21 protein-coding genes are annotated in these 23,524 nt (G+C 71.9%); 13 read left to right on the top strand and 8 right to left on the bottom strand.

What is annotated here, in order from left to right; genetic code table 11:
- Window positions 1-49 precede the first annotated feature (49 nt).
- The 3 genes from dapE to ELQ40_RS11995 all read left to right on the top strand — a co-directional run bounded on the left by dapE (window position 50) and on the right by ELQ40_RS11995 (window position 2,759).
- Window positions 50-1,144 (top strand): succinyl-diaminopimelate desuccinylase, encoded by a 1,095-nt coding sequence (gene dapE / locus ELQ40_RS12005; protein ID WP_127793888.1) that lies wholly within the window; start codon window positions 50-52, stop codon window positions 1,142-1,144.
- Window positions 1,141-2,490, top strand: coding sequence for a hypothetical protein (locus ELQ40_RS12000; RefSeq protein WP_240665778.1), 1,350 nt, complete (start codon window positions 1,141-1,143; stop codon window positions 2,488-2,490). The genes dapE and ELQ40_RS12000 overlap by 4 nt, the downstream gene beginning before the upstream one ends.
- A gap of 95 nt (window positions 2,491-2,585) precedes the next feature.
- Window positions 2,586-2,759, top strand: a complete 174-nt coding sequence (locus tag ELQ40_RS11995) for a DUF3117 domain-containing protein (RefSeq protein ID WP_067875042.1) — start codon at window positions 2,586-2,588, stop codon at window positions 2,757-2,759.
- A gap of 138 nt (window positions 2,760-2,897) precedes the next feature.
- Here the strand turns inward: ELQ40_RS11995 and ELQ40_RS11990 are convergent, their stop codons facing one another.
- Window positions 2,898-3,530 (bottom strand): O-methyltransferase, encoded by a 633-nt coding sequence (locus tag ELQ40_RS11990; protein ID WP_127793887.1) that lies wholly within the window; start codon window positions 3,528-3,530, stop codon window positions 2,898-2,900.
- Between the two features lie 87 nt (window positions 3,531-3,617).
- Between ELQ40_RS11990 and ELQ40_RS11985 the strand changes: the two genes are divergently transcribed.
- Window positions 3,618-4,019, top strand: a complete 402-nt coding sequence (locus tag ELQ40_RS11985; RefSeq protein WP_127793886.1) for a twin-arginine translocase TatA/TatE family subunit — start codon at window positions 3,618-3,620, stop codon at window positions 4,017-4,019.
- A gap of 57 nt (window positions 4,020-4,076) precedes the next feature.
- On the opposite strand, the gene ELQ40_RS11980 is transcribed toward ELQ40_RS11985, so the two are convergent.
- On the bottom strand, window positions 4,077-5,108 hold the full coding sequence (locus ELQ40_RS11980; protein ID WP_127793885.1) for a LacI family DNA-binding transcriptional regulator: 1,032 nt from the start codon (window positions 5,106-5,108) through the stop codon (window positions 4,077-4,079).
- Between the two features lie 172 nt (window positions 5,109-5,280).
- On the opposite strand from ELQ40_RS11980, the gene ELQ40_RS11975 reads away from it, so the two are divergent.
- The 5 genes from ELQ40_RS11975 to ELQ40_RS11955 all read left to right on the top strand — a co-directional run bounded on the left by ELQ40_RS11975 (window position 5,281) and on the right by ELQ40_RS11955 (window position 12,811).
- The gene (locus ELQ40_RS11975; RefSeq protein WP_127793884.1) at window positions 5,281-7,371 is read left to right on the top strand and encodes a beta-galactosidase; all 2,091 of its coding nucleotides are present in this window, start codon (window positions 5,281-5,283) and stop codon (window positions 7,369-7,371) included.
- A gap of 47 nt (window positions 7,372-7,418) precedes the next feature.
- Complete coding sequence (locus ELQ40_RS11970) at window positions 7,419-8,768, top strand: ABC transporter substrate-binding protein (RefSeq protein WP_240665776.1); 1,350 nt, start codon at window positions 7,419-7,421, stop codon at window positions 8,766-8,768.
- An 82-nt stretch (window positions 8,769-8,850) separates the two neighbouring features.
- On the top strand, window positions 8,851-9,786 hold the full coding sequence (locus ELQ40_RS11965; protein WP_127793883.1) for a carbohydrate ABC transporter permease: 936 nt from the start codon (window positions 8,851-8,853) through the stop codon (window positions 9,784-9,786).
- Window positions 9,783-10,724: a carbohydrate ABC transporter permease gene (locus tag ELQ40_RS11960; protein WP_127793882.1), complete on the top strand. Its 942-nt coding sequence runs from the start codon at window positions 9,783-9,785 to the stop codon at window positions 10,722-10,724. The genes ELQ40_RS11965 and ELQ40_RS11960 overlap by 4 nt, the downstream gene beginning before the upstream one ends.
- Window positions 10,721-12,811 (top strand): beta-galactosidase, encoded by a 2,091-nt coding sequence (locus tag ELQ40_RS11955; protein ID WP_127793881.1) that lies wholly within the window; start codon window positions 10,721-10,723, stop codon window positions 12,809-12,811. The genes ELQ40_RS11960 and ELQ40_RS11955 overlap by 4 nt, the downstream gene beginning before the upstream one ends.
- A gap of 41 nt (window positions 12,812-12,852) precedes the next feature.
- Here the strand turns inward: ELQ40_RS11955 and ELQ40_RS11950 are convergent, their stop codons facing one another.
- A complete protein-coding gene (locus ELQ40_RS11950; protein WP_127793880.1) occupies window positions 12,853-14,403 on the bottom strand; it encodes a succinic semialdehyde dehydrogenase in 1,551 nt (516 codons plus the stop codon).
- 92 nt (window positions 14,404-14,495) lie between these two features.
- Between ELQ40_RS11950 and ELQ40_RS11945 the strand changes: the two genes are divergently transcribed.
- Together ELQ40_RS11945 and ELQ40_RS11940 are read left to right on the top strand one after the other, a co-directional pair.
- Window positions 14,496-15,920 (top strand): MFS transporter, encoded by a 1,425-nt coding sequence (locus ELQ40_RS11945; RefSeq protein ID WP_127793879.1) that lies wholly within the window; start codon window positions 14,496-14,498, stop codon window positions 15,918-15,920.
- Entirely contained in the window at window positions 15,917-17,458 is a 1,542-nt protein-coding gene (locus tag ELQ40_RS11940) for an aminotransferase class V-fold PLP-dependent enzyme (protein WP_127793878.1), read from the top strand. Before ELQ40_RS11945 ends, ELQ40_RS11940 begins: the two co-directional genes overlap by 4 nt.
- 44 nt (window positions 17,459-17,502) lie before the next feature.
- On the opposite strand, the gene ELQ40_RS11935 is transcribed toward ELQ40_RS11940, so the two are convergent.
- The 4 genes from ELQ40_RS11935 to ELQ40_RS11920 are packed head-to-tail and all read right to left on the bottom strand — an operon-like array spanning window position 17,503 to window position 21,522.
- On the bottom strand, window positions 17,503-18,441 hold the full coding sequence (locus ELQ40_RS11935; protein ID WP_127793877.1) for a hypothetical protein: 939 nt from the start codon (window positions 18,439-18,441) through the stop codon (window positions 17,503-17,505).
- 4 nt (window positions 18,442-18,445) lie between these two features.
- Entirely contained in the window at window positions 18,446-19,627 is a 1,182-nt protein-coding gene (locus ELQ40_RS11930; protein ID WP_240665774.1) for an Mrp/NBP35 family ATP-binding protein, read from the bottom strand.
- Window positions 19,614-20,207 carry a DUF1003 domain-containing protein gene (locus ELQ40_RS11925; protein ID WP_127793876.1) on the bottom strand — a complete coding sequence of 198 codons (594 nt, stop codon included), beginning with the start codon at window positions 20,205-20,207 and terminating at the stop codon, window positions 19,614-19,616. The genes ELQ40_RS11930 and ELQ40_RS11925 overlap by 14 nt, the downstream gene beginning before the upstream one ends.
- A complete protein-coding gene (locus ELQ40_RS11920; protein WP_127793875.1) occupies window positions 20,194-21,522 on the bottom strand; it encodes a magnesium transporter MgtE N-terminal domain-containing protein in 1,329 nt (442 codons plus the stop codon). The genes ELQ40_RS11925 and ELQ40_RS11920 overlap by 14 nt, the downstream gene beginning before the upstream one ends.
- 68 nt (window positions 21,523-21,590) lie before the next feature.
- Here ELQ40_RS11920 and ELQ40_RS11915 point away from each other — a divergent pair, with 68 nt between their 5' ends.
- The gene (locus tag ELQ40_RS11915; protein WP_205649333.1) at window positions 21,591-22,403 is read left to right on the top strand and encodes a general stress protein; all 813 of its coding nucleotides are present in this window, start codon (window positions 21,591-21,593) and stop codon (window positions 22,401-22,403) included.
- A gap of 10 nt (window positions 22,404-22,413) precedes the next feature.
- Entirely contained in the window at window positions 22,414-22,959 is a 546-nt protein-coding gene (locus ELQ40_RS11910; protein ID WP_205649332.1) for a putative glycolipid-binding domain-containing protein, read from the top strand.
- Here the strand turns inward: ELQ40_RS11910 and ELQ40_RS11905 are convergent.
- On the bottom strand, window positions 22,916-23,524 hold the full coding sequence (locus ELQ40_RS11905; protein WP_127793873.1) for an N-acetyltransferase: 609 nt from the start codon (window positions 23,522-23,524) through the stop codon (window positions 22,916-22,918). The two genes, ELQ40_RS11910 and ELQ40_RS11905, sit on opposite strands and share 44 nt — an antisense overlap.

The raw sequence follows: 23,524 nt of genomic DNA, 5'->3' as shown, positions 1-23,524 counted from the left end.
GCGTAACGAAGCCCGCGGGCGGGCGCCGGGGCATCCGTAGACTGGCGACATGGTGACCACCCCCGCGCCCGTGCTCGACCTGTCCGCCGACGTCGTCTCGATCGCGCAGGCGGTCTGCGACATCGCGAGCGAGTCGGGTGACGAGCGCGCGTTGGCCGACGCGATCGTCGCCGCGCTGTCGGATGCCGGCCACCTGGAACTCATCCGGGACGGCGACGCGGTCGTCGCCCGCACGAACCTCGGTCGCCCGCGTCGCGTCGCGATCGCCGGTCACCTCGACACCGTGCCGATCAACGGCAACGTGCCGACCCGGTACGAGGACGTCGACGGCGAGCGGTACCTCGTGGGGCGCGGCACCGTCGACATGAAGTCGGCGGTGGCCGTGCAGTTGAAGCTCGCGCTGGAGCTGACCGAGCCCGAGCACGACCTCACCTGGCTCTGGTACGACAACGAGGAGGTCGCCGCGGCGCTCAACGGGCTCGGCCGGCTCGCGCGAAACCGGCCCGACCTGTTCGAGGCGGACTTCGCCATCGTCGGGGAGCCCTCGAACGGGCAGGTCGAGGGCGGCTGCAACGGGACGCTGCGCGCCGAGATCCGCACCCGCGGAGTGCGTGCGCACACGGCGCGCAGCTGGATGGGCGTGAACGCCATCCACGCCCTCGGGCCCGCGCTGGACCGCCTGGCGGCGTTCGAGGCCGAGACGATCGCGGTCGACGGGCTCGAGTACCGCGAAGGGCTCAGCGCCGTGCACGTCGCCGGAGGCGTCGCGGGCAACGTCGTGCCCGACGAGGCGGTGCTGACCGTGAACTACCGGTTCGCGCCGAGTCGGTCGGTCGAGGAGGCGTCGCGGATCGTGCGCGACCTGTTCGCCGAGTTCGAGGTCGAGGTCGTGGATGCCGCGCCGGGCGCTCGTCCGGGTCTGGACGCGGCGATCGCGCAGGAGTTCGTCGCCGCCGTCGGCGCGGTGCCGCACGCGAAGTACGGCTGGACCGACGTCGCCCGGTTCAGCGAGCTCGGCGTGCCTGCGGTCAACTTCGGCCCCGGCGATCCCATCAAGGCCCACGCCGACGACGAGCGGGTGCTCGTGTCGCAGATCGTCGACGGGGAGCGCGCGCTGCGCGCCTGGCTGTCCGGCGGGGCGTGACGGGGGTGACGGCCGAGGACGGGTCGCACGCGGAGGACGGCTCCCTCACCGACGCGCGCGCCGTCCCCGAGGCCCGATCCCTCCCCGAGGCCCAGTCCCTCGTCGAGGCCGAGGCCGAGGCCCGCCGCGAGGCCGATCCGTTCCGTGCCCATCGGTGGTCGCCGCGCGTCCGCTGGCGGCTGATCCCGTGGTGGGGACGGGTGGCGTTGATCTACGCGGCATCCCGGGTGGTCACCACGGTGATCCTGCTCCAGTTCGCGGCCGCGCAGGCCCCGAACGCCTGGACGGACGCCCGACCGGGCCTGTTCGAGTACTCGAACCTCTGGGACGCGCGCTGGTACGCGCTGATCGCGTTCGGCTGGTACCCGTCGGAGCTGCCGGTCGGCGACTCCGGGCACGTGGGCGAGAACCAGTGGGCGTTCCTGCCGGTGTTCCCGGCGCTCATCCGAGCCATGACGACCTTCGGCGTGCAGACGGAGGTCGCGACGGTCCTGATCGCGACCGCGGCCGGACTCGGGGCGGCGCTCGTGCTGCACCGGTTGATGAGCCGCTTCCTCGAGCCGGACCGGGCGATGTTCGCGGTGGTGCTGTTCTGCGTCGCGCCGGTGTCGCCGATCCTGCAGTTCGGGTACGCCGAGTCGCTCGGCTTCCTCGGGATCGCGATCGCGCTCCTGCTCCTCGTCGACCGGCGGTACGGATGGCTCGTGCCGGTCGTCGCCGTCTGGGCGTTCACCCGGCCGGGCACGCTGGCGTTCGCGCTCACGCTGGGCCTGCACTGGATCGTGCGGTTCGCGACCCGGAGGACCGACCCGTTCCCGGTCCGCGATCGGGTCGTCGTCGCGCTGGTCGCGGTCTTCACGGCGATCATGGGCCTCGCCTGGCCCGTGATCGCGTGGATCGCCACCGGCGACCCGGCCGCGTACTTCGACACCGAACTCGCCTGGCGGGCGGCGTACATCGGCTATGGCGAGCTGGTCCCGTTCACCGCATGGTTCGAGGGTGCGCAGTGGTGGATCGGCGGCGCCGTCGGCCCGATCGGCAGCGCGGTCGCCGTCATCGCTCTCGCGGTCGCGTTCGCACTCGTGCTCTTCCTACCCGCGGTGCGACGCCTCGGCACCGACATCAGGCTCTGGCTCGCGAGCTACGGGCTGTACCTGTTCGCGGTGTTCTTCCCGCAGTCGAGCACGTTCCGCCTGCTCGCCCCGATGTTCCCGCTGGTCGGCGCGCTCGCGGTGCCCCGCGCCCGCTGGTACCGCTGGAGCATCGTCGTGGTGTTCCTCGCGCTGCAGGTCGGATGGCTCTGGATCTGCTGGGTCATCGACGGCCGCGACTGGACGCCGCCCTGATCCGGGCGAGCGCTCTCCACAAACCGATGCAGCGATTTCCCAGCCTCCGGGTTTCCGGGGGATAATGGAGATTCAGCCACGAAAGGGGTAGCTCAATGGCGGCCATGAAGCCACGCACCGGAGACGGGCCTATGGAGGCTGTGAAGGAGGGGCGACTCATCATCGTGCGCGTGCCGCTCGAGGGTGGGGGTCGACTCGTCGTCTCGGTGAACGACGCTGAGGCCAAGGAACTCTACGACGTCCTCGGCGGCGTCGTGAACCCCGCCTGACGCGGATTCGGCGCCCGAGTGATCCAGTGCCGTCGGCGCGAGCCGCGGAGCGGGGACTCGGGCGCCGGCCTCTGCACTGATCGGTTCGCGTGCAGGACTGGTCGGTTCGCGTGCAGGCCGGCTCGGCGGACCCCTGCGCTACGCGCCGAGCTTGACGATCTGCAGCAGGCCGTCGCCGGCCGGTGACGTCGCGGTCACGACGGCCGACGATGACGCCAGCTCGCCGACGAGCGCCCGGAACGCGACCGCGGCGTCGTCGCGCCGTGCGGGGTCGGCGACGCGGCCCTTCCAGAGCGAGCGGGCGACGATGACGCTGCCCTTCTCCTTGGCGAGCCGCAGGCCGTGCTCGACGTACTCGATGACGTTCGGGGCATCCGCGTCGATGAACACGAGGTCGTAGCTCGCCTCGTTCATTCTGGGCAGCACCTCGCTCGCTCGACCCGTGATGAGTCGGATGCGCGCCGCGGCGACTCCCGCGTCGGCGAAGTGCTGGCGCGCGTGCTGCTGGTACTCCGTCTCGGTGTCGATCGAGGTGAGCAGCGCGGTCGGCGCCGCCTGGAGCAGCCACAATCCCGAGACGCCGATGCCGGTGCCGATCTCGATGATCGACTCGGCGCGCGACGCGGCGGCGATGACGGCGAGCTGTGCGCCCATCGCCGGCGAGATCGGATCGACGCCGAGCTCGAGGGACTGCTGGCGCGCGCGGGCGATGACGTCGTGCTCGACGACCGATTCGTCGACGTACTTCCAGTTCAGGTCGTGTTCGGACACGCTCATCTCCCTGCCATGCTCAGCTCCCCAGCCTAGATGCGCGGACAGACGTCGAGCAGACGCCTCGCCGCCGTCTATCCTGTAGTGGTGTTCGGTCTGACGTTCGAGAAACTCCTCCTCATCGGGGTGATCGCCGTCTTCCTGCTCGGGCCCGAGCGGCTGCCGCATTACGCGGCCAAGCTCGGCCAGTTCGTCCGCGGGGTGCGCGACTTCGCGAACGGTGCGAAGGACCGGATGCGCGAGGAGATGGGTCCCGACTTCGACGACGTCGACTGGCAGAAGCTCGATCCGCGCCAGTACGACCCGCGGCGCATCATCCGCGAGGCCCTGAGCGACGCCGACCCGTTGGCCGAGCCCGAGCGTCCCGCCGTCGCGCGGGCTTCCGTCAACGAGAACTCGGCCTACCTGCAACGCAAGCGCAAGCGCGAAGCCCTCGGCGAGCCGCTCGGTGCCGGCGAAGCGGCGCCGTTCGACGCCGAGGCGACCTGAGCGGATCGCGGAACGGGTCCGCGTCGTCGCCGTGCCGGGCGATGACGGCGTGGCCGATCATGCAGCCGGTGCCGGCCCGGACGACCGCCGGACCACGAGGTGCGGCGCCCTGATCGGCGGCCGCGCGTCGTCGCGGCCCTCGATCGCATCGATGAGTTCGAGCACCGAGGCGCGCCCCTGCTCCTCGAACTCGAGGTGGAGCGTCGTGAGCGGCGGGTCGAAGTACGCGGCGTCGCCGATGTCGTCGATTCCGACGACGCTGACCTCGTCCGGTACGCGCACGCCGCGTTCCTTGAGCGCGAGCATGACGCCGAGGGCGGTCTGGTCGTTCGCGGCGATCCACGCGGTCGCATCGGGAAGTCGGTCGAGGCGCATCACGGCGTCGTGCCCTGAGCGTGCGGACCAGTCGCCCGTGAGCACGCCGCGGGAGACGAGGCCGTGGGAGGCGACGGCCTGCTCGTAGGCACGTGCGCGCCACCTGGCGGCAGGCCACGCGTCCGGGCCTGCGACGTGCACGAACCGCCGGTGCCCGAGGGCGGCGAGGTGGTCGACGAGTTCGTGGAGGTGCACCGCGGCGGGGTCGGTGCGGTCGCCGTCGTGCTCCGACGACACGGCGATGAGCGCCGGGACGCGGAACCTCGTCGCCTGGAAGGCGCGGGTCATCTCGTCGGTCGAGGAGAGGGCCAGGACGCCGGCGAGGTCGTGCTGGATCAGCAGGTCGAGCGACTCCTCGATCGACCTGGTGTCGTGCACGTCCAGGGAGACGAGGTCGAGCACGTATCCGGCCTCGCGGGCCGCTGCGGAGGCACCCTGCGCGATGCGGCTGGGGCCGACGTGCGAGACCTCGTGCGTCAGCGCCCCGATGCGGTGCGAGCGCCCCGACTTGAGGCTGCGGGCGGTGAGGTTGGGGCGATAGCCGAGTTCGTCGAGTGCTCGTTCGACCCGTCGGCGCGTTTCGGGGCGGATGCCCTCGAAGCCCTTGAGGAACCGGCTGACGGTCTGGTGCGAGACTCCGGCGGCGCTGGCGACGTCGTAGATCGTCGCGGGCTTCGCGGCGGCCGGCACGACGGGGTCGGGGTGCTGGTCCATGCGTGGTCTCCTCGTGCCGGCTGGGCGCGCTCTCACGGTATCGGTTCGACCGTGAATCTCGATCCGCCTCTTGACAGATCCGATGTTATCGACAACATTCTCCTACAGACGCGATGTTTCCGAAAACATTCGGCACATCGCTCCTGACCTCGACAACGGAGTACGAACTCGGATGAGCACTGCACGACGCCACGAATCCACCGGCCGGGTCCTCTTCGGCGCCGCCTACTACGCGGAGTACCACCGCGACGAACGCACCGCGCTCGACCTCGACCTCATGCGCGACGCCGGCTTCTCGGTGATCCGCGTCGGAGAATCGGTGTGGTCCACCTGGGAGCCGCGCGATGGCGAGTTCGACCTCGACTGGCTGCAGCCGGTGCTCGACGGCGCGCACGAGCGGGGCATCCGGGTGATCCTCGGGACGCCCACCTACGCGGTGCCGCCGTGGCTGCAGACGGCGTATCCGGAGATCGCCGCCGACCTCCGCACCGGCGAGCCGATGCCGTGGGGCGCGCGACAGGAGGTCGATTACTCGCACCCGGCCTTCCGCTTCCACGCCGAGCGGGTCATCCGTGCCGTGATCGCGCGCTACGCCGACCATCCGGCCGTCATCGGCTACCAGGTCGACAACGAACCCGGCATGCTGCTCTTCCACAACCACGGGTCGTTCCAGCGATTCGTCCGAAGGCTGAAGGCGACGTACGGCGACGTCGACACCCTCAACCGCGAATGGGGGCTCACCTACTGGTCGCACCGGCTCAGCGACTGGAGCGACCTCTGGACCCCCGACGGCAACAGCCTTCCCCAGTACGACCTCGCCTGGCGCCGCTACCAGGCCGACCTCACCACCGAGTTCATCGCCTGGCAGGCCGAGCTGGTGCGCGAGTACGCGCGGCCCGACCAGTTCGTCACGACCTGCATCGCGTACCCGAGGCCCGGTCTCGCCGACGAGCGGCTCGTCGCGGCGCTCGACGTGACCGCCGGCAACCCGTACTACGCGATGCAGGACCACCTCGACCGCTCGATCGACCTCCCGCCGGTGACGCCGTGGACCTCATCCGGCGTCGCCGGGCTCTTCCGCCAGGCCGACCGGCTGTGGTCGTCGAAGCAGTCGCGGTTCCTCGTGACCGAGACCGATGCCCAGTCGATCGGAGGCTCCGAGTTCAACCTGCCCCCGTACCCCGGGCAGTTGCGGCAGGCGGCCTTCGCGTTCATCTCGCGCGGTGCCGCGATGATCGAGTACTGGCACTGGCACACGCTGCCGTACGGCACCGAGACCTACTGGGGCGGCGTGCTCCCGCACAGCCTGGAGCCGGGCCGGGTCTACCGCGAACTCGCCGGCGTCGGCGCCGACCTCGCCGCGATCGGCGACGCGCTCGACGGGTACGAACCCGACGCCGACGTCGCGATCCTCTGGTCGAACGACAGCCGGTTCGCGCTCGAGTTCTTCCCGCCGCTCGCCGCGGCCGACGGCAGGCCGGATCGGCAGTCGTACCAGCACGTCGTCGACGCCTTCCACCGCGGCGTGCTCGATGCCGGCGCGCAGGCGCGCATCCTCCACCTCTCGCAGGCGGCGGCGCTGGGCGCGGACGTCCTCGCCGACCGGCATCCGGTGCTCATCGCACCCGCGCTCTACGTCGCGACCGACGCCGAACTCGACCTGCTCCGCGACTACGCCGCCGCCGGCGGCCACCTCATCGTCGGCATCCGGACCGGGTACGGCGACGAGGAGGCCCGCGCGCGCGTCGAGATCGCGCCGGCCCGGCTCGCCGAGGCGGCGGGCGTGCACTACGAGGAGTACTCGAACCTGCGCACCGACCTCGCGATCGAGGGACTCCCGGGCACCGGCACCCGGTGGGCCGACGGCCTCATCGTGGACGCCGCCGAGGTCGTCGCGGGTTACGACCACCCGCGGTTCGGCGACTTCCCGGCCGTCACGACGAACGCCCACGGCGACGGCCGGATCACGGTGGTCGGCACCGTGCCCTCGCCCGAACTGGCTGAGGCCATCGTTCGCCGCGCGGTCGCCGCGCCGATCGCCGACGACCTGGCTCCCGACCTCGCCCGCCCGGTGCAGGTCTCGTCGGGCAGGCTGCCCGACGGGCGGCGCGCCTGGTTCCTGTTCAACTGGGGGTGGGGGCCGCAGAGCGTGACGCTCGCGGCATCCGTCACCGACCTCATCTCCGGCGACGGGCTCGTCGCCGGCACCGACGTCTCCCTCGACGCCTGGTCGACGCGCACCTTCGTCGACCGCGCCGAGTGAGCACCAGGGGATCCACGCGATCCGATCAACCACAGGAGAAGATCACCATGAAGAAGGCACGGAGAACAGCACTGGCGCTGGTGTGCGGCGCCGCCTCGGTCGGCCTCGTACTGTCCGGATGCACCCCGGGATCGAGCGGCGGCTCGAACCAGGGACCGGTGAGCCAGGAGGACATCGACGCGGCCATGGAGACGCCCACCGAGCTCACCTTCTGGACGTGGGTCCCCGACATCGACCAGGAGGTGGCGCTGTTCGAGGAGAAGTACCCCGCGATCGACGTCAAGGTCGAGAACGTCGGACAGGGCCTGCCGCACTACCAGAAGCTGCGCAGCGCACTCGAAGCGGGCGAAGGCGCCCCGGACGTCGCGCAGGTCGAGTACCAGTACATCCCGTCCTTCGTGCTCAGCGAGTCGCTGCTGGACCTCACGCCCTACGGAGCCGCGGACATCGAGGACGACTACGTCGGCTGGGCGTGGAACCAGGTGTCGCCGGGCGATGAGGTCTGGGCGATCCCGCAGGACGTCGGGCCGATGGGCAACCTGTACCGCGAGGACATCCTCGCGCAGGCGGGCATCACCGAACCCCCGGCCACGTGGGAGGAGTACGCGGCCGCGGCGAAGACCGTGAAGGACTCGACCGGGTCGTACATCTCGAACCTCGGCGCCACGCAGGCCGGCCAGATGATCGGCTTCTTCTGGCAGGCCGGCATCAAGCCGTTCGGCTACGACGGTGCCGAGACCGTGAAGATCGAGGTCAACAGCGACGAGGCGAAGGAGATCGCGAGCTACTGGACCGACCTGATCCAGCAGGACCTGATCTCGACCGACGTCGACTTCAACGACCAGTGGTACCAGGGCCTCGCGAACGGCAAGTACGCGGGCTGGCTGACCGCAGCGTGGGGGCCGGTGTTCCTCCAGGGCACGGCCGAGGGCACCTCGGGGCTCTGGCGGGCGGCACCCTTGCCGCAGTGGAGCGAGGGTGAGAACGTGTCGGGCAACTGGGGCGGCTCGAGCGACGCGGTGCTCGCCACGAGCGAGAACCCGATCGCGGCGTACATGCTCGCCGAGTTCATCAACCACGACGAGGAGTCGGCGATGCAGCTGGCGACGCAGCAGTTCCTCTACCCGCCGCAGCAGTCGGTGCTGAACGACCCGGCGTTCGTCGACCAGGAGTCGGAGTTCTACGGCGGCCAGCAGGTCAACAAGCTGTTCGCCGAGATCTCGGAGACGGTCGACACCGACTTCCAGTGGCTGCCGTTCATGGACTACGTGTACTCGACGTACGAGGAGACGATGGGCACGGTGATCGCCGACAAGGGCGACATCGCGGCAGCGCTCGACACCTGGCAGGACCAGCTCGTCGCCTACGCGGAGGACCAGGGCTTCACCGTCGAGTGAGCCCGTCCGACCCACCCGGGGGCGTCCGCCGTTCGGCGGCGGGCGCCCCGCTCCGGAACACCGATCCACCGAAGGAGCCGCAATGTCGCACTCCACCCTGGCGCCGCCGAGGCGGCGCCCGAACTCCAGCACGAGGCGGCAGCATCGCGCCGCCTACCTGTTCATCCTCCCGTTCTTCGTCGTGTTCCTCGCGATGCTCGTCGTGCCGCTCGTGTACTCGGGCTACCTCAGCCTGTTCGAGTCGAAGCTGATCGGCGGCGAGCAGTTCGCGGGCCTCGCGAACTACCTCCGCGCGTTCGCGGACCCGGCGTTCTGGGGCGGCCTCGGCCGCGTGGCGCTGTTCCTGGTCGTGCAGGTGCCGATCATGCTGGGCCTCGCGCTCTGCTTCGCGCTCGCGCTCGACAGCGGGCGGGCGCGCGGATCGCGCAGCGCCAGGCTGTTCATCTTCATGCCGTACGCGGTGCCCGCGGTGATCGCGACGCTCATGTGGGGCTACCTGTACGGACCGGACTTCGGCCCGATCGCCCAGATCGCGCGCGCGGTCGGCTTCGGCACCCCCGACTTCCTGTCGCCCGGCAACATCCTCGGCTCGATGATGAACATCGTCACGTGGGAGTTCGTCGGCTACAACATGATCATCATGTACGCGGCGCTCCGGTCGATCCCGGCGGAGCTGTACGAGGCTGCGGAACTCGACGGCGCCGGCCAGTTCCGAGTCGCCTGGAGCGTGAAGATCCCGGCGATCCGCCCGGCGATCATGCTGACCGTCATCTTCTCGATCATCGGCTCGTTCCAGCTGTTCAACGAGCCGAGCCTCCTGAACGCGATCGCGCCCGACGCGATCACGAACTCGTTCACGCCCAACTACTACGCCTACAACCTCGCGTTCATCAACCAGGAGCTGAACTACGCGGCCGCGATCGCGTTCCTCCTCGGCATCGTGATCGCGATCGTGTCGTACGTCGTCCAACTCGGCGAACAGCGACGCGAACGACGCGAACGGAGGGGTCTGCGATGACCACGGCTCCCATGACCTCGCTGGAGACCCGATCGGCGGTGGTGCCGGGTTCGGGGCGCCGACGGCCGAGGCGGTTCCGCCCGTACTCGCCCGAGAAGCGCCGGAGTTGGTTGCTGACGGTCCTGCTCTGGCTGTGCGTGCTGTACTTCGTGCTGCCGCTGTGGTGGCTGTTCGTCGCGTCGACGAAGGACAACTCGGCCCTCTTCTCGACGTTCGGACTCTGGTTCGGCGGCGGCTTCTCGCTGTGGGACAACCTCGTCGAGCTGTTCACGGTCCGCGACGGCATCTTCGGCCTGTGGATCTGGAACACCGTGGTCTACGCGGTGGTGTCGGCCTTCGGGGCGACCCTGCTCGCGGCGATGGCCGGGTACGCGTTCGCGAAGTACGAGTTCCCCGGTCGACGGCTGCTGTTCAGCGTGACGCTGGGTGCCGTGATGATCCCGCTCACGGCGCTCGCACTGCCGACCTACCTGCTGTTCTCGGCGGCGAACCTCACGGACACCCCGTGGGCGATCATCGTGCCGTCGCTCGTGAGCCCGTTCGGGGTGTACCTCATGCGGGTCTACGCGACCGACGCGATCCCCGACAGCCTGATCGAGGCCGCACGCGTCGACGGTGCGGGGGAGTTCCGCATCTTCTGGCAGGTCGGCCTGCGCCTGCTCGGACCGGGCCTGGTGACAGTGTTCCTGTTCACGCTGGTCGGCACGTGGAACAACTACTTCCTGCCGCTGATCATGCTGAACACCTCGGAGCTGTACCCGATCACGGTCGGCCTGGCGCAGCTGCAGGCCGCGGCATCGGCCGGCGGCGGGTCGCAGGCGGTGTTCTCGACGGTGATCACGGGGTCGTTCGTGTCGATCCTGCCGCTGATCGTCGCGTTCCTCTTCCTGCAGCGGTACTGGCAGTCGGGACTCGGAACGGGAGGGGTCAAGGGATGATCCGATACGGCGGGGACTACAACCCCGAGCAGTGGCCGCGGGAGGTCTGGGACGACGACGTCGTACTCATGCAGCGAGCCGGCGTGAACCTGGCCACCGTGGCGGTGTTCTCGTGGGCGAGGCTGGAACCGAGGCCGGGGGAGTACGACTTCGGTTGGCTCGACGAGGTGCTCGACGGGTTGCACGCCGGCGGCATCCGGGTGGATCTCGCGACGGCGACCGCGTCGCCGCCGCCGTGGCTCGCGAAGCTGCACCCGGAGACGTTGCCGGTCACCGAGGACGGCGTGCGCCTCGCCGTCGGGAGCCGACAGCAGTACTGCCCGAGCTCGCCGGTGTACCGGGAGCGCGCTCGGCGGCTCGTGCAGCAGATGGTCGACCGGTACGCGGCGCATCCGGCGGTCGACCTGTGGCACGTCAACAACGAGTACGGATGCCACGTCGCCCGCTGCTACTGCGAGGTGTCGGCCGAGGCGTTCCGCGGATGGCTCGAGCGGCGGTACGGCACGGTCGACGAGCTGAACCGCGCCTGGGGAACCGCGTTCTGGTCCCAGCGCTACGACGGCTTCGAGGAGGTCGAGCCGCCGCGGGCGGCGCCGAGCTTCCGCAATCCGACGCAGCTGCTCGACTTCGACCGCTTCTCGAGCGATGAGCTGCTGGCCTGCTACCGGTCGGAGGTCGAGGTGATCCGGGCGGGGAGCGACCTGCCGATCACGACGAACTTCATGGGGTTCTTCAAGCCGGTCGACTACTGGGCGTGGGCTGCGGAGGTCGACATCGTGTCGGACGACACGTATCCGGATCCGGCCGACCCGCTCTCGACGCCGTACGCGGCGATGGTGCGCGACCTCATGCGCTCGCTGGGCGCCGGGGCACCCTGGCTGCTGATGGAGCAGTCGCCGAGTGCCGTGAACTGGCGCGCCCGCAACGCGGCGAAGGCGCCGGGGCAGATGCGGGCCTGGTCGTACCAGGCGGTCGCGCGAGGTGCCGACGGCATCCTGTTCTTCCAGTGGCGGCAGTCGGCCGCGGGCTCCGAGAAGTTCCATTCGGGGATGGTGCCGCACGGCGGCACCGACACCCGGGTGTGGCGCGAGATCGAGCAGTTGGGCGGCGAGCTCGCGAGCCTGAGCGGGGCGAGCGTCGGCCTCGAGGGTGGTCGGGTGCGCACTCCCGTCGCGATCGCGGTCGACTGGGACAGTTGGTGGGCGATCGAGCAGGATGCCTCGCCGACGACCGTCTCCTACCTCGAGGTGCTGTTCGCGTGGCATCGGGCGTTGTCGGCCCTGGGGCATGCGGTCGACTTCGTCCGGGCCGATGCCGACCTGTCGTCGTATCGGGTGGTCGTGCTTCCGGCGCAGTTCGTGGTGACCGAGGCGCAGGCGGCGAACCTGTCGGACTGGGCCGACGGCGGCGGCACGCTCGTGGTGGGATTCGCGACGGGGGTCGTCGACGCCGAGTTGCGGGTGCACCTGGGCGGGTATCTCGGCGGAGCGCGCCTGCGCCGCACGCTCGGGATCCGCGTGGAAGAGTTCACGCCACCCGCCGGCGCCGACCTCCGCGCGGTCGGCGGCGGAGAGCCGCCGCCCGTCCCGCTCGCGGGCGAGGTGCTCGGTGGGGCCGCGACCGGATCGGTCTGGGCCGAGGTGGTGCGGGCCGATGACGCCGAGGTGGTCGCCGCGTTCGGTGGGGCCGGCGACCGGACTGCCGGAGGCGCGGCGGATGCGGCGCCGGCCGCGTTGCCGCCGGGACTTCCCGACGGGGCTCCGGCCGTCACCCGGCGCGGCACCGGGTCGGGCGCGGCCTGGTACGTCGCGACGCTGCCGGATGAGGTCGCGCTCCGTGCCCTGGTGGCGGGCATCGCCGACGATGCCGGCGTCGATCGTCCCGCGCCGGTCGCGACCGGGGGCGAGGTCGACGCGGTCCGGCGCGGCGACGTCGTCGTCGTGATCAACCACGGGTCGGAGGAGGCCGTGCTGGACCTCGACGGCCGAGACCTGCTGTCGGGCGACGCCGCCCGCGGGCTGGTCCTGGGTCCGCAGGGCGTCGCGGTGGTCGGCGAGGTCGACGAGGCGGTCGACGCGGTCGAGTGAGACCGGCCCGACCGTCGCCGCTCCCGGCGGCGGTCAGGCCGTCACGCCCGCCGGATCGCCTTCAGCACGCGCGCGAGCAGCAGGAACGGCCCGCCGAGCAGCTTGAACTCCGCACCGGTCGTCGGCAGCGGGAGCACGCCGGTGGACTTCGAGACCGTGACGGGTTCGACGAACCGCAGCAGCCCCTCGCGCCCGTTCCGACGCCCGACTCCCGACGCCTTGACCCCGCCCATCGGTGCGTCCACCGACGAGAACGACCCGCGGTACCCCTCGCCGATGTTGATGCTCCCGGCTTCGAGCGCGTTCGCGATGCGGCGTGCCCGGACCGGCGACCCGGTGAGGATCGACGCGTTGAGGCCGTAATCGCTCGCGTTCGCGGCGAGCACGGCCTCCTCGTCGCTGTCGACGACGTAGAGCGACGCGACGGCGCCGAACGTCTCCTCGGCGTGCACGCGCATGTCGGCGGTCACGCCGGTCAGGACGGTCGGCGCGAAGCACCAGGGGCCGGCGTCGGGGCGCGGTACGCCGCCGACGAGCACTTCGGCGCCCTTCGCGACGGCATCGTCGAGGTGGGAGCGCACGCGTTCGAGTTGGGTCGCGCTCGCGAGCGAGCCGAAGTCGGCGTCGAAGTCGAGCCCGGTGCCGACCTTCGCGTCGCGCAGGCGCGCGACGAGCGCGCGCTGGAACGGGCCGGCGATGCGTCGGTGCACGTAGATGCGCTCGATCGAGACGCAGAGCTGCCCCATCGCCGAGAAGCACGCGTACGCCGCGTCGGCGGCCGCCCGTTCCGGGTCGACGTCGTCGAGCACGATCATCGGGTTCTTGCCGCCGAGTTCGAGCGAGGCTCCGATGAGGCGTCGGCCCGCCTTCTCGCCGATGCGGCGCCCCGTGGCGGTCGATCCGGTGAAGCAGATGTAGTCGACCTCGTCGGTGAGGGCCTCACCGGCTTCGGCCGCCTCGCCGGTGACGACGGCCCAGACCGCCTCGGGCACGCCGGCCTCGATGAACGCACGGCGCAGCGCGAGGATGGACAGGGCGCCCAGGTCGTCGGCCTTCTGCACGACCGCGCAGCCGGCCGCGAGCGCCGGCACGACGTCCATCGCCGCGAGGCTGAGGGCGTAGTTCCAGGGCGTGATGACGCCGACGACGCCCTTGGGCGCGTAGCGCACGCGAGTGGTCAGCAGGAGCGGGATGCCTCCGCGCACGCTCCGCCCCCGCAGCACGCGCCTGGCGGTGAGGGCGTTGTAGCGCGTCACGGACGCCGCCTGGAAGACCTCCTCGAGCGCCTGCCCGCGGGTCTTGCCGCTCTCGGTCTGCACGAGGTCGAGCAGCAGGTCGGTGCGCTGCATGATGAGGTCGTGGGCGCGCAGCAGCACGCGCCGACGGTGCGCGAAGCCCGCGCGGGCCCACGCGAACTGCGCGAGCCGGGCCCTCGCGACCGCGTCGCGGACGTCGCCGGCACTCGATCGCGGCAGGTCGTGGTGGGGCTCGCCGGTCGCGGGTACGGACACGGCGACGGTGTCGGAACCCGAGGCGACGACGTCGTCGACCAGGTTCGCGAACAGGGCGGGGGAGGCCGTCTGGGCGCGCATGCGCCCAAGTCTAGGTCAGTTGACCCACTTCGCGACCGGAGCCGTCGTCGAGGGCGTCGGGACCGGGCCGCGCGGGCGATTACACTGCCTCCATGACCGCACCGGAGCGTCCCCTCCCGCGCGGCGTGGTGGCCCGGTACGCGATCGGTTCGATCGGCACCGGCGGGTTCGCGACGCTGCCGGGCCTCGTCCTCGTCTATTACCTGACCGACACGCTCGGCGTCGCCGCGCTCGTCGCCGGGTTCGTGGTGACCGCCGCGAAGGTGTGGGACGTGCTGATCGACCCGTTCATCGGGCAGCGCAGCGACCGGGCGCTCGTGCGCACCGGCACCCGTCGCCGATCGATGCTGATCGGCGCGGCGCTCATCCCGGTCGGATTCGTGCTGACGTTCGCGGTCCCGGCCGGCCTCGGCCCCGTGGCATCCGGCGTCTGGGTCTGCATCGCGTTCCTCGCCACGGCGACGGCGTTCAGCGTGTTCCAGGTGCCGTACCTCGCCCTGCCCGCGGAGCTCACGCCGGGATACGACGAACGCACCCGCCTGCTGACCTGGCGCGTCGTGGTGCTCACGGTCGCGATCCTCGCGTTCGGCGCCGGGGGTCCCGAGATCCGCGACGCGTTCGACGACGAGCACATCGGGTACCTCGTCATGGCCGTCGTCGCCGGCGTCGCGATCGGCGTCGGCATGCTGATCGCGACCACGGTCGCGCCGCGGCGCAGCACGCGGGCGGATGCCGCCGCGCCGGCCCCATCGTCGTCGCCGGCCGGCGCTGCGGCACCGGCCGGCGGGCTACGCGACGGATATCGCGAGGGCATCGCCGCGCTTCGGCGGAGCGCCGCATTCCGCACGCTGCTCGCCGCGTTCGTGCTGCAGGGCCTCGCGACCGGGCTCATGCTCGCCGGAGCGCAGTACATCGCGACCTGGGTGCTCGAATCCCAGTCCGCGGTGACCCTGCTGTTCGTCGCGCTCATCGCTCCCGCGGTGCTGTGCGCGCCGCTCTGGGCGATCGTCGCCCGTCGCATCGGCAAGGAGCGCGGGTTCGCGATCGCCACGGTCGTGTTCACGCTCGCCGCGCTGAGCCTCGTCGGCCTGATCTGGGCGCCGGGCGAATGGGTGTACCTCCCGGTCGGCGTGGCGGGAGCCGCCTACGCCGGCATGCAGTCGCTGCCGATGGCGATGCTGCCCGACGTCATCTCGCACGACGCGGCGACGCACGGTGCCGATCGGGCGGGCAGCTTCAGCGGCGTGTGGACGGCCGGCGAGACGGCGGGCATGGCGCTCGGCGCGACCATCCTCACGATCGTGCTGGCCGCGACCGGCTACGTCGAGTCGACGGGGTCCGAGGTCGTCACGCAGTCGCCCACGGTCGTGGCGGGCATCGTCCTGGCGTTCAGCGTGGTGCCCGCGGCGCTCGCCGCCGCCAGCCTGATCGCCCTGCGCCGGTACCCGCTCGGCCGGCACGACATCCAGGCGGACGCGACGGTCGTGTCCGCGAGCACCGGTGGAGGCATCCGATGACCGCATTCCGACGCGAACCGGCCGAGGTCCTGGCCGAGCTCCGATCGCTCCGCGAGGCGGATGCCCCGACCCACGGCGGGCACGTGCTCTCGTACGTGTACGACTCGGGAATCGCCGAGCTCGACGAGCTCGCGGCCGACGCCGCGCGCCTCGTGCAGCCCGTGAACGGGCTCGACCCGACCACGTTCACCTCGGTCGCGGCGATGGAGTCGCGCGTGCTCGGCTTTGCTCGCGACGTGTTCCACGGCGACGACGACGTGGTCGGCTCGGTCACGTCGGGCGGCACCGAGAGCTGCCTGATGGCGGTCAAGGGTGCCCGCGACGCGTGGCGCGCCGCGCGCACGGGCAGCCCTCGGACACCGCGGCTCGTGGCGCCGGTCACGGCCCACGCCGCCTTCCAGAAGGCCGCCGCGTACCTGGGGCTCGAGCTCGACCTCGTTCCGGTCGACCCGGCGACGGGCGCGGTCAGCCCGGCGGCGATCGAGGAGCGGCTCGGCGACGACGTCGCGCTCGTCGTGGTTAGCGCGCCGTCGTACCCGTTCGCCACGATGGACCCGGTGTTCGATGTCGCGGCGATCTGCGCGCCGCGCGGCATCCGGTTGCACGTCGACGCATGCATCGGCGGGTTCGCGCTCGCCTTCCGGGAATCCGAGGGCGACCTGCTGCGCCCGTGGGATTTCCGCGTCCCCGGCATCACGAGCCTCTCGGCCGACCTGCACAAGTACGGCTTCGCTCCCAAGGGCGTGTCGGTGCTGCTCACCCGCGGCCGCGACCTGCACCGCCGGCAGTACTTCGCGACGACGCGCTGGCCCGGGTATCCCGTCGTCAACCCGACGATGACCGGCTCGAAGCCCGCCGGCCCGCTGGCCGCCGCCTGGGCCATCATCGAGGCGCTCGGCGTCGACGGGTTCCGCGACCTCTCCGCGCAGTCGGCGCGGGCGACGGTCGCGCTGCGCGAGGCGATCGACGGCATCGAGGGGCTGCGGGTCGTCGGCGAGCCGACCGGTCCGCTGCTCGCGGTCGCCACCGACGACACGGTGGAGCCCGAGCGCCGCGTCGACCCGCACCACTGGGCGGATGCCGCGCGCGGTCACGGCTGGATCCTCCAGCTCCAGCCCGGGCTCGCGCAGGACGGCGGCGAGCCGCTGCCGCGCACGACCCACCTGACCGTGACCCCCGTCACCGAGCGGGTGCTGGGCGACCTCGTGCCCGCACTGCGGGGCGCGGCCGACGAGGTCCGCGGCGTCCCGCCGATCGACGGCGAGCAGGCGCTCGCCGGGCTCGCGCAGGTGCCGGGTGCGGCGGCGGTGCTCGGATCGGGCGCGCCGATCGACTCGGACACCGCAGCGGCCCTGCTCCGCGCGATCGGGCTGGGCGATGCCGCGGATGGCACCGGCGGGACGGGCGGTGGCGGCTCCGGCGGCTCGCTGCCCGCGCAGATGGCCCCGGTGCTCGCGCTCGTCGAGGCGCTGCCGGCGCCGCTCACCGAACGCCTGCTGGTCGAGCTGCTCGCGCGCGTCGTCGAGCCGCGGTCGTAGCGCATCGGCGCAGCGCGCCGGCGCAGCGGGGCGGCGCGGTGCGTTCAGCCTCCGGGCAGCCCACAGCGCTCGGTGAAGTAGGCGAACAGGTCCTGCTTGAGGGCGGCGCCCGAGCGCACCTCGTACAGTCCGCTCCAGCCGTCGCTCGTGACCACCTCGAGCGGGAGGATCGTGCCGCGCTTGTCCTCGGCGCCCGCGTGCGGGTCGCAGCGTGCCGGACGCACCGGCAGCTCGATCACCGAGGGCTCGCCGTCGGACGTCAACTCCGCCGTGATCGGCCAGTTCAGCCCGCCCTCGGCCGAGAGCAGGGTCGTGCCGAGGATCCGCCGCACCGAGACCGTGCCCGGGTCACCGCTCGCGTCCGGGCTCGAGTCCGGGCTCGCGCCCGCCGGTTCGATGGTGAGGTCGATGAACGCCCGCCGGTCGACGCCCGATCCGGTCGAGCGCAGCCGCTCGGGCGGGGTGATCGTGACGATGCGCTCGACCGCCTCGGCGAGGCATCCGTCGTTCTGGACCCGGGCGATCGTGTCGTAGGGATCGGTCGTGGGCAGCTCCCCGTCGATCGCCGAGTGGTCGACGGTTCCTGTCAGCTCGACGACGGCCGCGACCTCGCCGGGCTCCTCGCACGTGACGTCGGGGAGGTCGACGCGGTACTGCACCGACCGGCCGGCCGGGATCTGCTTCGGGCCCTCGACGACGCCCTCGTCGGCGAGGGCCGGCGACCGGACGACGAGCCGGTCGATCGTGAGCGCGGCATCCGTGCCGTTGTCGACCTGCACGACGAGCCGACCGTCGACGACGTCCTGCCGGCTCTGCAGCACACTCGCGGCGAGTTCGGCCGGCGGTGCGGACACGTCGGCAGCAGACTCTGTCGCCGGGGCCTCCGGTGCGGCGACGGCGCACGCGACGAGCAGGCAGGCCACCCCGCCGGCGAGACCGGCCGCGATCACCCCGGCGAGCGGATGTGCAGCGCGCCGGGGCATCCGATCACCGAACCGTCACGTCGAGGCGGCGCCCCTGCAGGTCGCGGGGGCGGGCGGCGAGCGCCGCGGCGACGCCCTCGATCGCGCGCGCCGCGGGGTCGTCGGGTTCGGATGCGACCACGGGAACGCCCTCGTCGCCGCCGCGACGCAGGGCGACGCTGAGCGGCACGCTCGCGAGCAGCGGCACAGGCTCCGCCTGCCCCTCGGAGAGCCGGGCCGCGACCTCCTCGCCGCCGCCCGCGCCGAACAGGTCGACCAGTGCGCCGTCGGCGCCTTCGAACGCGGCCATGTTCTCGACCACGCCGACCACGCGCTGCCCGGTCTGCCGGGCCACCACCCCCGAGCGCTCGGCCACGTCTGCGGCCGCGGGCTGCGGCGTGGTGACGACGACGACCTCGGCGTTCGGCAGCAGCTGCCCGAGCGAGATGGCGACATCGCCCGTGCCGGGCGGCAGGTCGAGCAGCAGCACGTCGAGGTCGCCGAACCAGACGTCGGTGAGGAACTGCGAGAGCGTCCGATGCAGCATCGGGCCGCGCCAGGCGACCGCGACCGACGACGCGCGGCCGCCGGGTTCCGCAGGTTCCACGAACATCCCGATCGAGATCACCTTCACGCCGTGCGCGACCGGCGGCAGGATCATGTCGTCGACGCGGGTGGGCTTCACCGCGTTGCCGTGCTCGTCGACGAGGCCGAGCAGCCCGGGGATCGAGAAGCCGTGCACGTCGGCGTCGATGAGGCCGACCGCAAGGCCACGAGCCGCGAGCGCGACCGCGAGGTTCGCGGTCAGCGTCGACTTGCCGACGCCGCCCTTGCCGCTCGTCACCGCGATGACCCGTGTGAGCGTTCCCGGGCCGAACGGGTTGCCGCGGGCCTTGCCGCCGCGCAGCCGCTCGGTCAGGGCCTGCCGCTGCTCGGGGGTCATCACGTTCAGTTCGACCTCGACGTTGCCGGTGCCCGCGACCTGCTCGGCCGCCTCGCGCACGTCGCGTTCGATGCGGTCGCTGGCGGGGCATCCGACGATCGTCAGGCGCACGTCGACGCGCACGCGGCCGGCGTCGTCGGCCGTCACGCCGCCGACCATGTCGAGCTCGGTGATCGGGCGGCGGATCTCGGGGTCGATCACCGAGCCGAGGCTCGCCCGCACGCGCGTCTCGAGGTCGCCGGGGGTCGGCTCAGGAGGTGGCACGGGGTGCGTCCTCCTCGTCGCGCCGGTCGAGTTCGTCGCGCCGGTCGAGTTCGTCGCGCCGGTCGAGTTCGTCGCGCCGGTCGAGCTCCTCGCGCCGGTCGAGCTCCTCGAGCACCTGCCGCAGCTCCGACCGGATGAAGTCCTTCGACGCGAGGTCCTTGACCGCGAGACGCAGGGCCACGACCTCGCGCGCGAGGTACTCGGTGTCGGCGAGGTTGCGTTCGGCGCGCTGGCGGTCCTGCTCGATCTGCACGCGGTCGCGGTCGTCCTGGCGGTTCTGCGCGAGCAGGATCAGCGGCGCTGCGTACGACGCCTGCAGCGAGAGCACCAGGGTGAGCGCGGTGAATCCGTTCGCCGACGAGTCGAAGCGCCACTGCGGCGGCATCAGCGTGTTCCACGCGAGCCAGGCCACGCAGAACAGGGTGAGTCCGAGCAGGAACCACGGCGTGCCCATCGCGCGGGCGATCCACTCGGTCGCCCGGCCGAAGCGGTCCTTGTCGGGGCTGCCGCGGAAGGACACGGAGCGGCGCGAGCCCTTCGGGGTGTCGAACCGACGGTCGTCGAGGTCAGCGCGTGCCATCTCCTGCCCTCCTTCCGGTCTGGATGCGGATGCTGCCGGTCTCCAGCTGCGAGCGCGCGGTCGCGCGCTGCGTCAGGTCGTGCTCGTCGGGATGACTTCGCCAGTCATCGGGGAGCAGGTAGTCGAGGACGTCGTCGATGGTCACCACCCCGACGAGTCGGTGCTTCTCGTCGACGACCGGCACGGACACCAGGTCGTAGCTCGCCAGGATGCGGCTCACCTCGGCGGCCGACGTGTCGGCCTGCACGGGTTCGAGACCCTGGTCGATGAGCGAGCCGAGCCGCTCGTGGGGCGGGTACCGGAGCATCCGCTGGAAGTGCACGACGCCGAGGAACCGGCCCGTCGGCGGCTCGTACGGCGGCAGGGTGACGCAGACCGCGGCACCGAGCGCCGGCGGCAGGTCGTGGCGGCGGATGAGCGCGAGGCCCTCGGCGACGGTCGCGTCGGCCGACACGATGATCGGCTCGGTGGTCATCAGGCCGCCTGCGGTGTCGGCGCCGTACGACAGCAGGAAGCGGACGTCCTCGGCCTCCTCCGGCTCCATGAGCTCGAGGAGGTGCTCGCCGCGCTCCTCGGGGAGTTGCGCGACGAGGTCGGCCGCGTCGTCGGGCTGCATGTGGTCGAGCACGTCGGCGGCGCGGTCGTCCGTGAGGCCCGCGATGATCTCGACCTGGTCGGCCTCGGGCATCTCCTCGAGCACGTCGGCGAGACGGTCGTCGGGGAGTTCCTCGGCGACCTCCTGCCGGCGCTGCGCGGGCAGGTCGAGCAGCGTGTTCGCGAGGTCGGCCGGCTTCAGCTCGGAGTACGACGCGATGAGCTGCTCGGCCGACTGCGCCTCGCCGGGCGCGTTCACCTCGCGAACCTCGCGCCACGTGACGTACGCGGACTGGCCCTTCGAGAACGGCGAGGCGCCCTTCGGCCGGCGCACGAAGAGCTGGGAGACCTCCCACTCGCCGGGCTCCTGCTCCTCGATCGCGACGTCCTCGATCGCGGCCTGGCCGGAGCCGTCGTTGAACGTGACCTTGCGGCCGAGCATCTCGGCGATCACGCGCACCTCGCCGCCGCGCTGTTCGAACCGGCGCAGGTTGATGAGCCCGGTCGTGATCACCTGGCCGCCCGAGATCGACGTGACCCGCCCGATCGAGAGGAACACGCGGCGCTTGCCGGGCACCTCGACGACGAGTCCGACGACGCGGGGCGCGTCGGACTTGCGGTAGACGACGAGCGCGTCGCGCACGCGTCCGACCCGATCGCCCGCGGGGTCGAAGACGGCGCACCCGGCGAGCCGGGCGACGAAGACTCTCGTGGCGCTCACGACTACCAACTTAGCCCCCGGCATGCGCCTCGGGGCGGCGCGGCGGGGGAGCATGGGACAATGACCCGATGACCACCCCGAGCCCGTTCGGCCGTCGCGCCGCAGCGCAGTTCCCGTCGATGCCGAAGGGCGAGACCGTCGCGAGCTTCGAGACCTACCAGGAGGCGCAGGCCGCGGTCGACCGGCTCGCCAAGGCCGAGTTCCCGGTGAAGGAGCTGTCGATCGTGGGCACCGACCTCACGAGCGTGGAGCGCATCACCGGCAAGCTCACCTGGGGCCGGGCGGCGGGCGCGGGCGCGCTGTCGGGCGCGTGGTTCGGCCTGTTCCTCGGGCTGTTGTTCTTCATCTTCTCGCCGACGGGGGCGGGCCTGGGCCTGCTCGCCTCGGCGGTGCTCATCGGTGCCGGCTTCGGCGTGACGTTCGGCCTGGTCTCGTACTCGGTGAACCGGCGCCGTCGCGACTTCACCTCGGTGATGCAGGTGCTCGCGACCCGGTACGCGGTGATCGCCGAACCCGCGCACGTCGACCGCGCGCGCGAGGTGCTCGGCGTCGAGGCGCCGATCGCCCGGGCGGCGGGTGCGGCAGCGGCCGGCACCACCGCGTCGCCGGCGGCTCCGGCCGACCCGCCGCGCACCTACGGCGAGATGACGGATGCCGCCCGCCGCGGCGGCGCGTCGGCTCCGGCGACCTCGGCCCCGGCGACCGCTCCGGACTCACCGGTCGGCGAATCCGCGGAACCCGCCGCGGACGCGCCCGTCGAGGCATCCGACGCCCCGCAGATCGATCCCGACCGTCCGCTCACGTACGGCGAGGCGCAGGACGCCGCGCGCCGCGCGGCTCGGGAGCGCGACCGCGCCGATCGCGGGCAGCGGGAGCCCTGAGGCGCCGACCGTGGAGATCGCCTGGATCGCCGACGGCGGCGGCGACGAGGACTGCGACATCCGGTTCCCGGCCCGCGGCGGCATGACGGCGTCGGGCGTGGTCGGCGCCGAGTTCGGCGAATGCCGGTACCGGCTGGCGACCGACGCGCACTGGCGGTTCGTCGAGCTCGAGCTCGAGCTCGGGGAACGCCGGCTCGTCGTCGAGCGCGTCGAGGGCGGCTGGACGGTCGACGGACGGCCGAGACCCGACCTCGCGGATGCGGTCGAGATCGACCTCTCCGTCTCACCGGTCACGAACACGCTGCCGATCCGCCGCCTCGACCTGCCGGTCGGTGCCTCGGCCGACATCACGACCGCCTACATCTCGGTCCCGGAGCTCACCGTGCAGCCCGATCCGCAGCGGTACACCCGCACGGGCGAGCGCGAGTACCGGTACGAGTCGCTGGACTCGGACTTCACCCGGCTCATCACGGTCGACGGCGAGGGGATCGTCGTCGACTACCCGGGGCTGTTCAGTCGCCGGGGGCGTCGCGACGCATCGAGAGCAGCTCGGTGAACCCGCCCGCCCGCGCGAAGCGCACCCGCCGGCGTTTGAACACCTCGAACCCGAGCTTGCCGTAGAGCGAGAGCGCGGCGGCGTTCGTGTCCTTGATGTCCTCGAGCACGAACTCGCGATACCCGGGAAGCGCGATGAGGTGGCGGAGCAGGGCGGTCGCGACGCCGCGGCCCTGGAAGGCGGGCTCGGTGGCGACGAACCCGATCTCGCCCCGGCCCGGTGCCGCGTCGTCGGCGACGGCCATGAACCAGCTCCTGACGACGTGGGCGCAGAGCGAGCCGCGCACGAGCCCGAGGTGCCGGCGGATCTCCCGCGGGTCGGGATCGAACAGCTGCTCGTCGCCCTCGGTCAGCGAGGCGAGCCCGGCGGGTTCCCCGTCGACGAGTGCGACGTGGAATCGCTCGAGGAGCAGCATGTGCTCGAACGCATCGGCGAGCTTCACCGGGTCACGCGAGAAGGCCCTGAAGTCGTCGGCGAACGCGCGCACGTAGACCTCGGTGATACGCCGGCGGTACGGTTCGCCGAGGGCGTCCCCGCGACTGACGATGATCGGGGCCGAAGTCAT

It is taken from the genome of Agromyces sp. LHK192 (assembly GCF_004006235.1).
Classification (GTDB): domain Bacteria; phylum Actinomycetota; class Actinomycetes; order Actinomycetales; family Microbacteriaceae; genus Agromyces.
This window is presented reverse-complemented; position numbering and strand designations above follow the sequence as displayed.

Coding starts and splice junctions, on each gene's coding strand:
- dapE (WP_127793888.1), top strand. CDS start 50: ATGGTGACCACCCCCGCGCCCGTGCTCGACCTGTCCGCCGACGTCGTC.
- ELQ40_RS11995 (WP_067875042.1), top strand. CDS start 2,586: ATGGCGGCCATGAAGCCACGCACCGGAGACGGGCCTATGGAGGCTGTG.
- ELQ40_RS11980 (WP_127793885.1), bottom strand. CDS start 5,108: ATGGACCAGCACCCCGACCCCGTCGTGCCGGCCGCCGCGAAGCCCGCG.
- ELQ40_RS11975 (WP_127793884.1), top strand. CDS start 5,281: ATGAGCACTGCACGACGCCACGAATCCACCGGCCGGGTCCTCTTCGGC.
- ELQ40_RS11970 (WP_240665776.1), top strand. CDS start 7,419: ATGAAGAAGGCACGGAGAACAGCACTGGCGCTGGTGTGCGGCGCCGCC.
- ELQ40_RS11965 (WP_127793883.1), top strand. CDS start 8,851: ATGTCGCACTCCACCCTGGCGCCGCCGAGGCGGCGCCCGAACTCCAGC.
- ELQ40_RS11960 (WP_127793882.1), top strand. CDS start 9,783: ATGACCACGGCTCCCATGACCTCGCTGGAGACCCGATCGGCGGTGGTG.
- ELQ40_RS11955 (WP_127793881.1), top strand. CDS start 10,721: ATGATCCGATACGGCGGGGACTACAACCCCGAGCAGTGGCCGCGGGAG.
- ELQ40_RS11950 (WP_127793880.1), bottom strand. CDS start 14,403: ATGCGCGCCCAGACGGCCTCCCCCGCCCTGTTCGCGAACCTGGTCGAC.
- ELQ40_RS11945 (WP_127793879.1), top strand. CDS start 14,496: ATGACCGCACCGGAGCGTCCCCTCCCGCGCGGCGTGGTGGCCCGGTAC.
- ELQ40_RS11940 (WP_127793878.1), top strand. CDS start 15,917: ATGACCGCATTCCGACGCGAACCGGCCGAGGTCCTGGCCGAGCTCCGA.
- ELQ40_RS11935 (WP_127793877.1), bottom strand. CDS start 18,441: ATGCCCCGGCGCGCTGCACATCCGCTCGCCGGGGTGATCGCGGCCGGT.
- ELQ40_RS11925 (WP_127793876.1), bottom strand. CDS start 20,207: ATGGCACGCGCTGACCTCGACGACCGTCGGTTCGACACCCCGAAGGGC.
- ELQ40_RS11915 (WP_205649333.1), top strand. CDS start 21,591: ATGACCACCCCGAGCCCGTTCGGCCGTCGCGCCGCAGCGCAGTTCCCG.
- ELQ40_RS11905 (WP_127793873.1), bottom strand. CDS start 23,524: ATGACTTCGGCCCCGATCATCGTCAGTCGCGGGGACGCCCTCGGCGAA.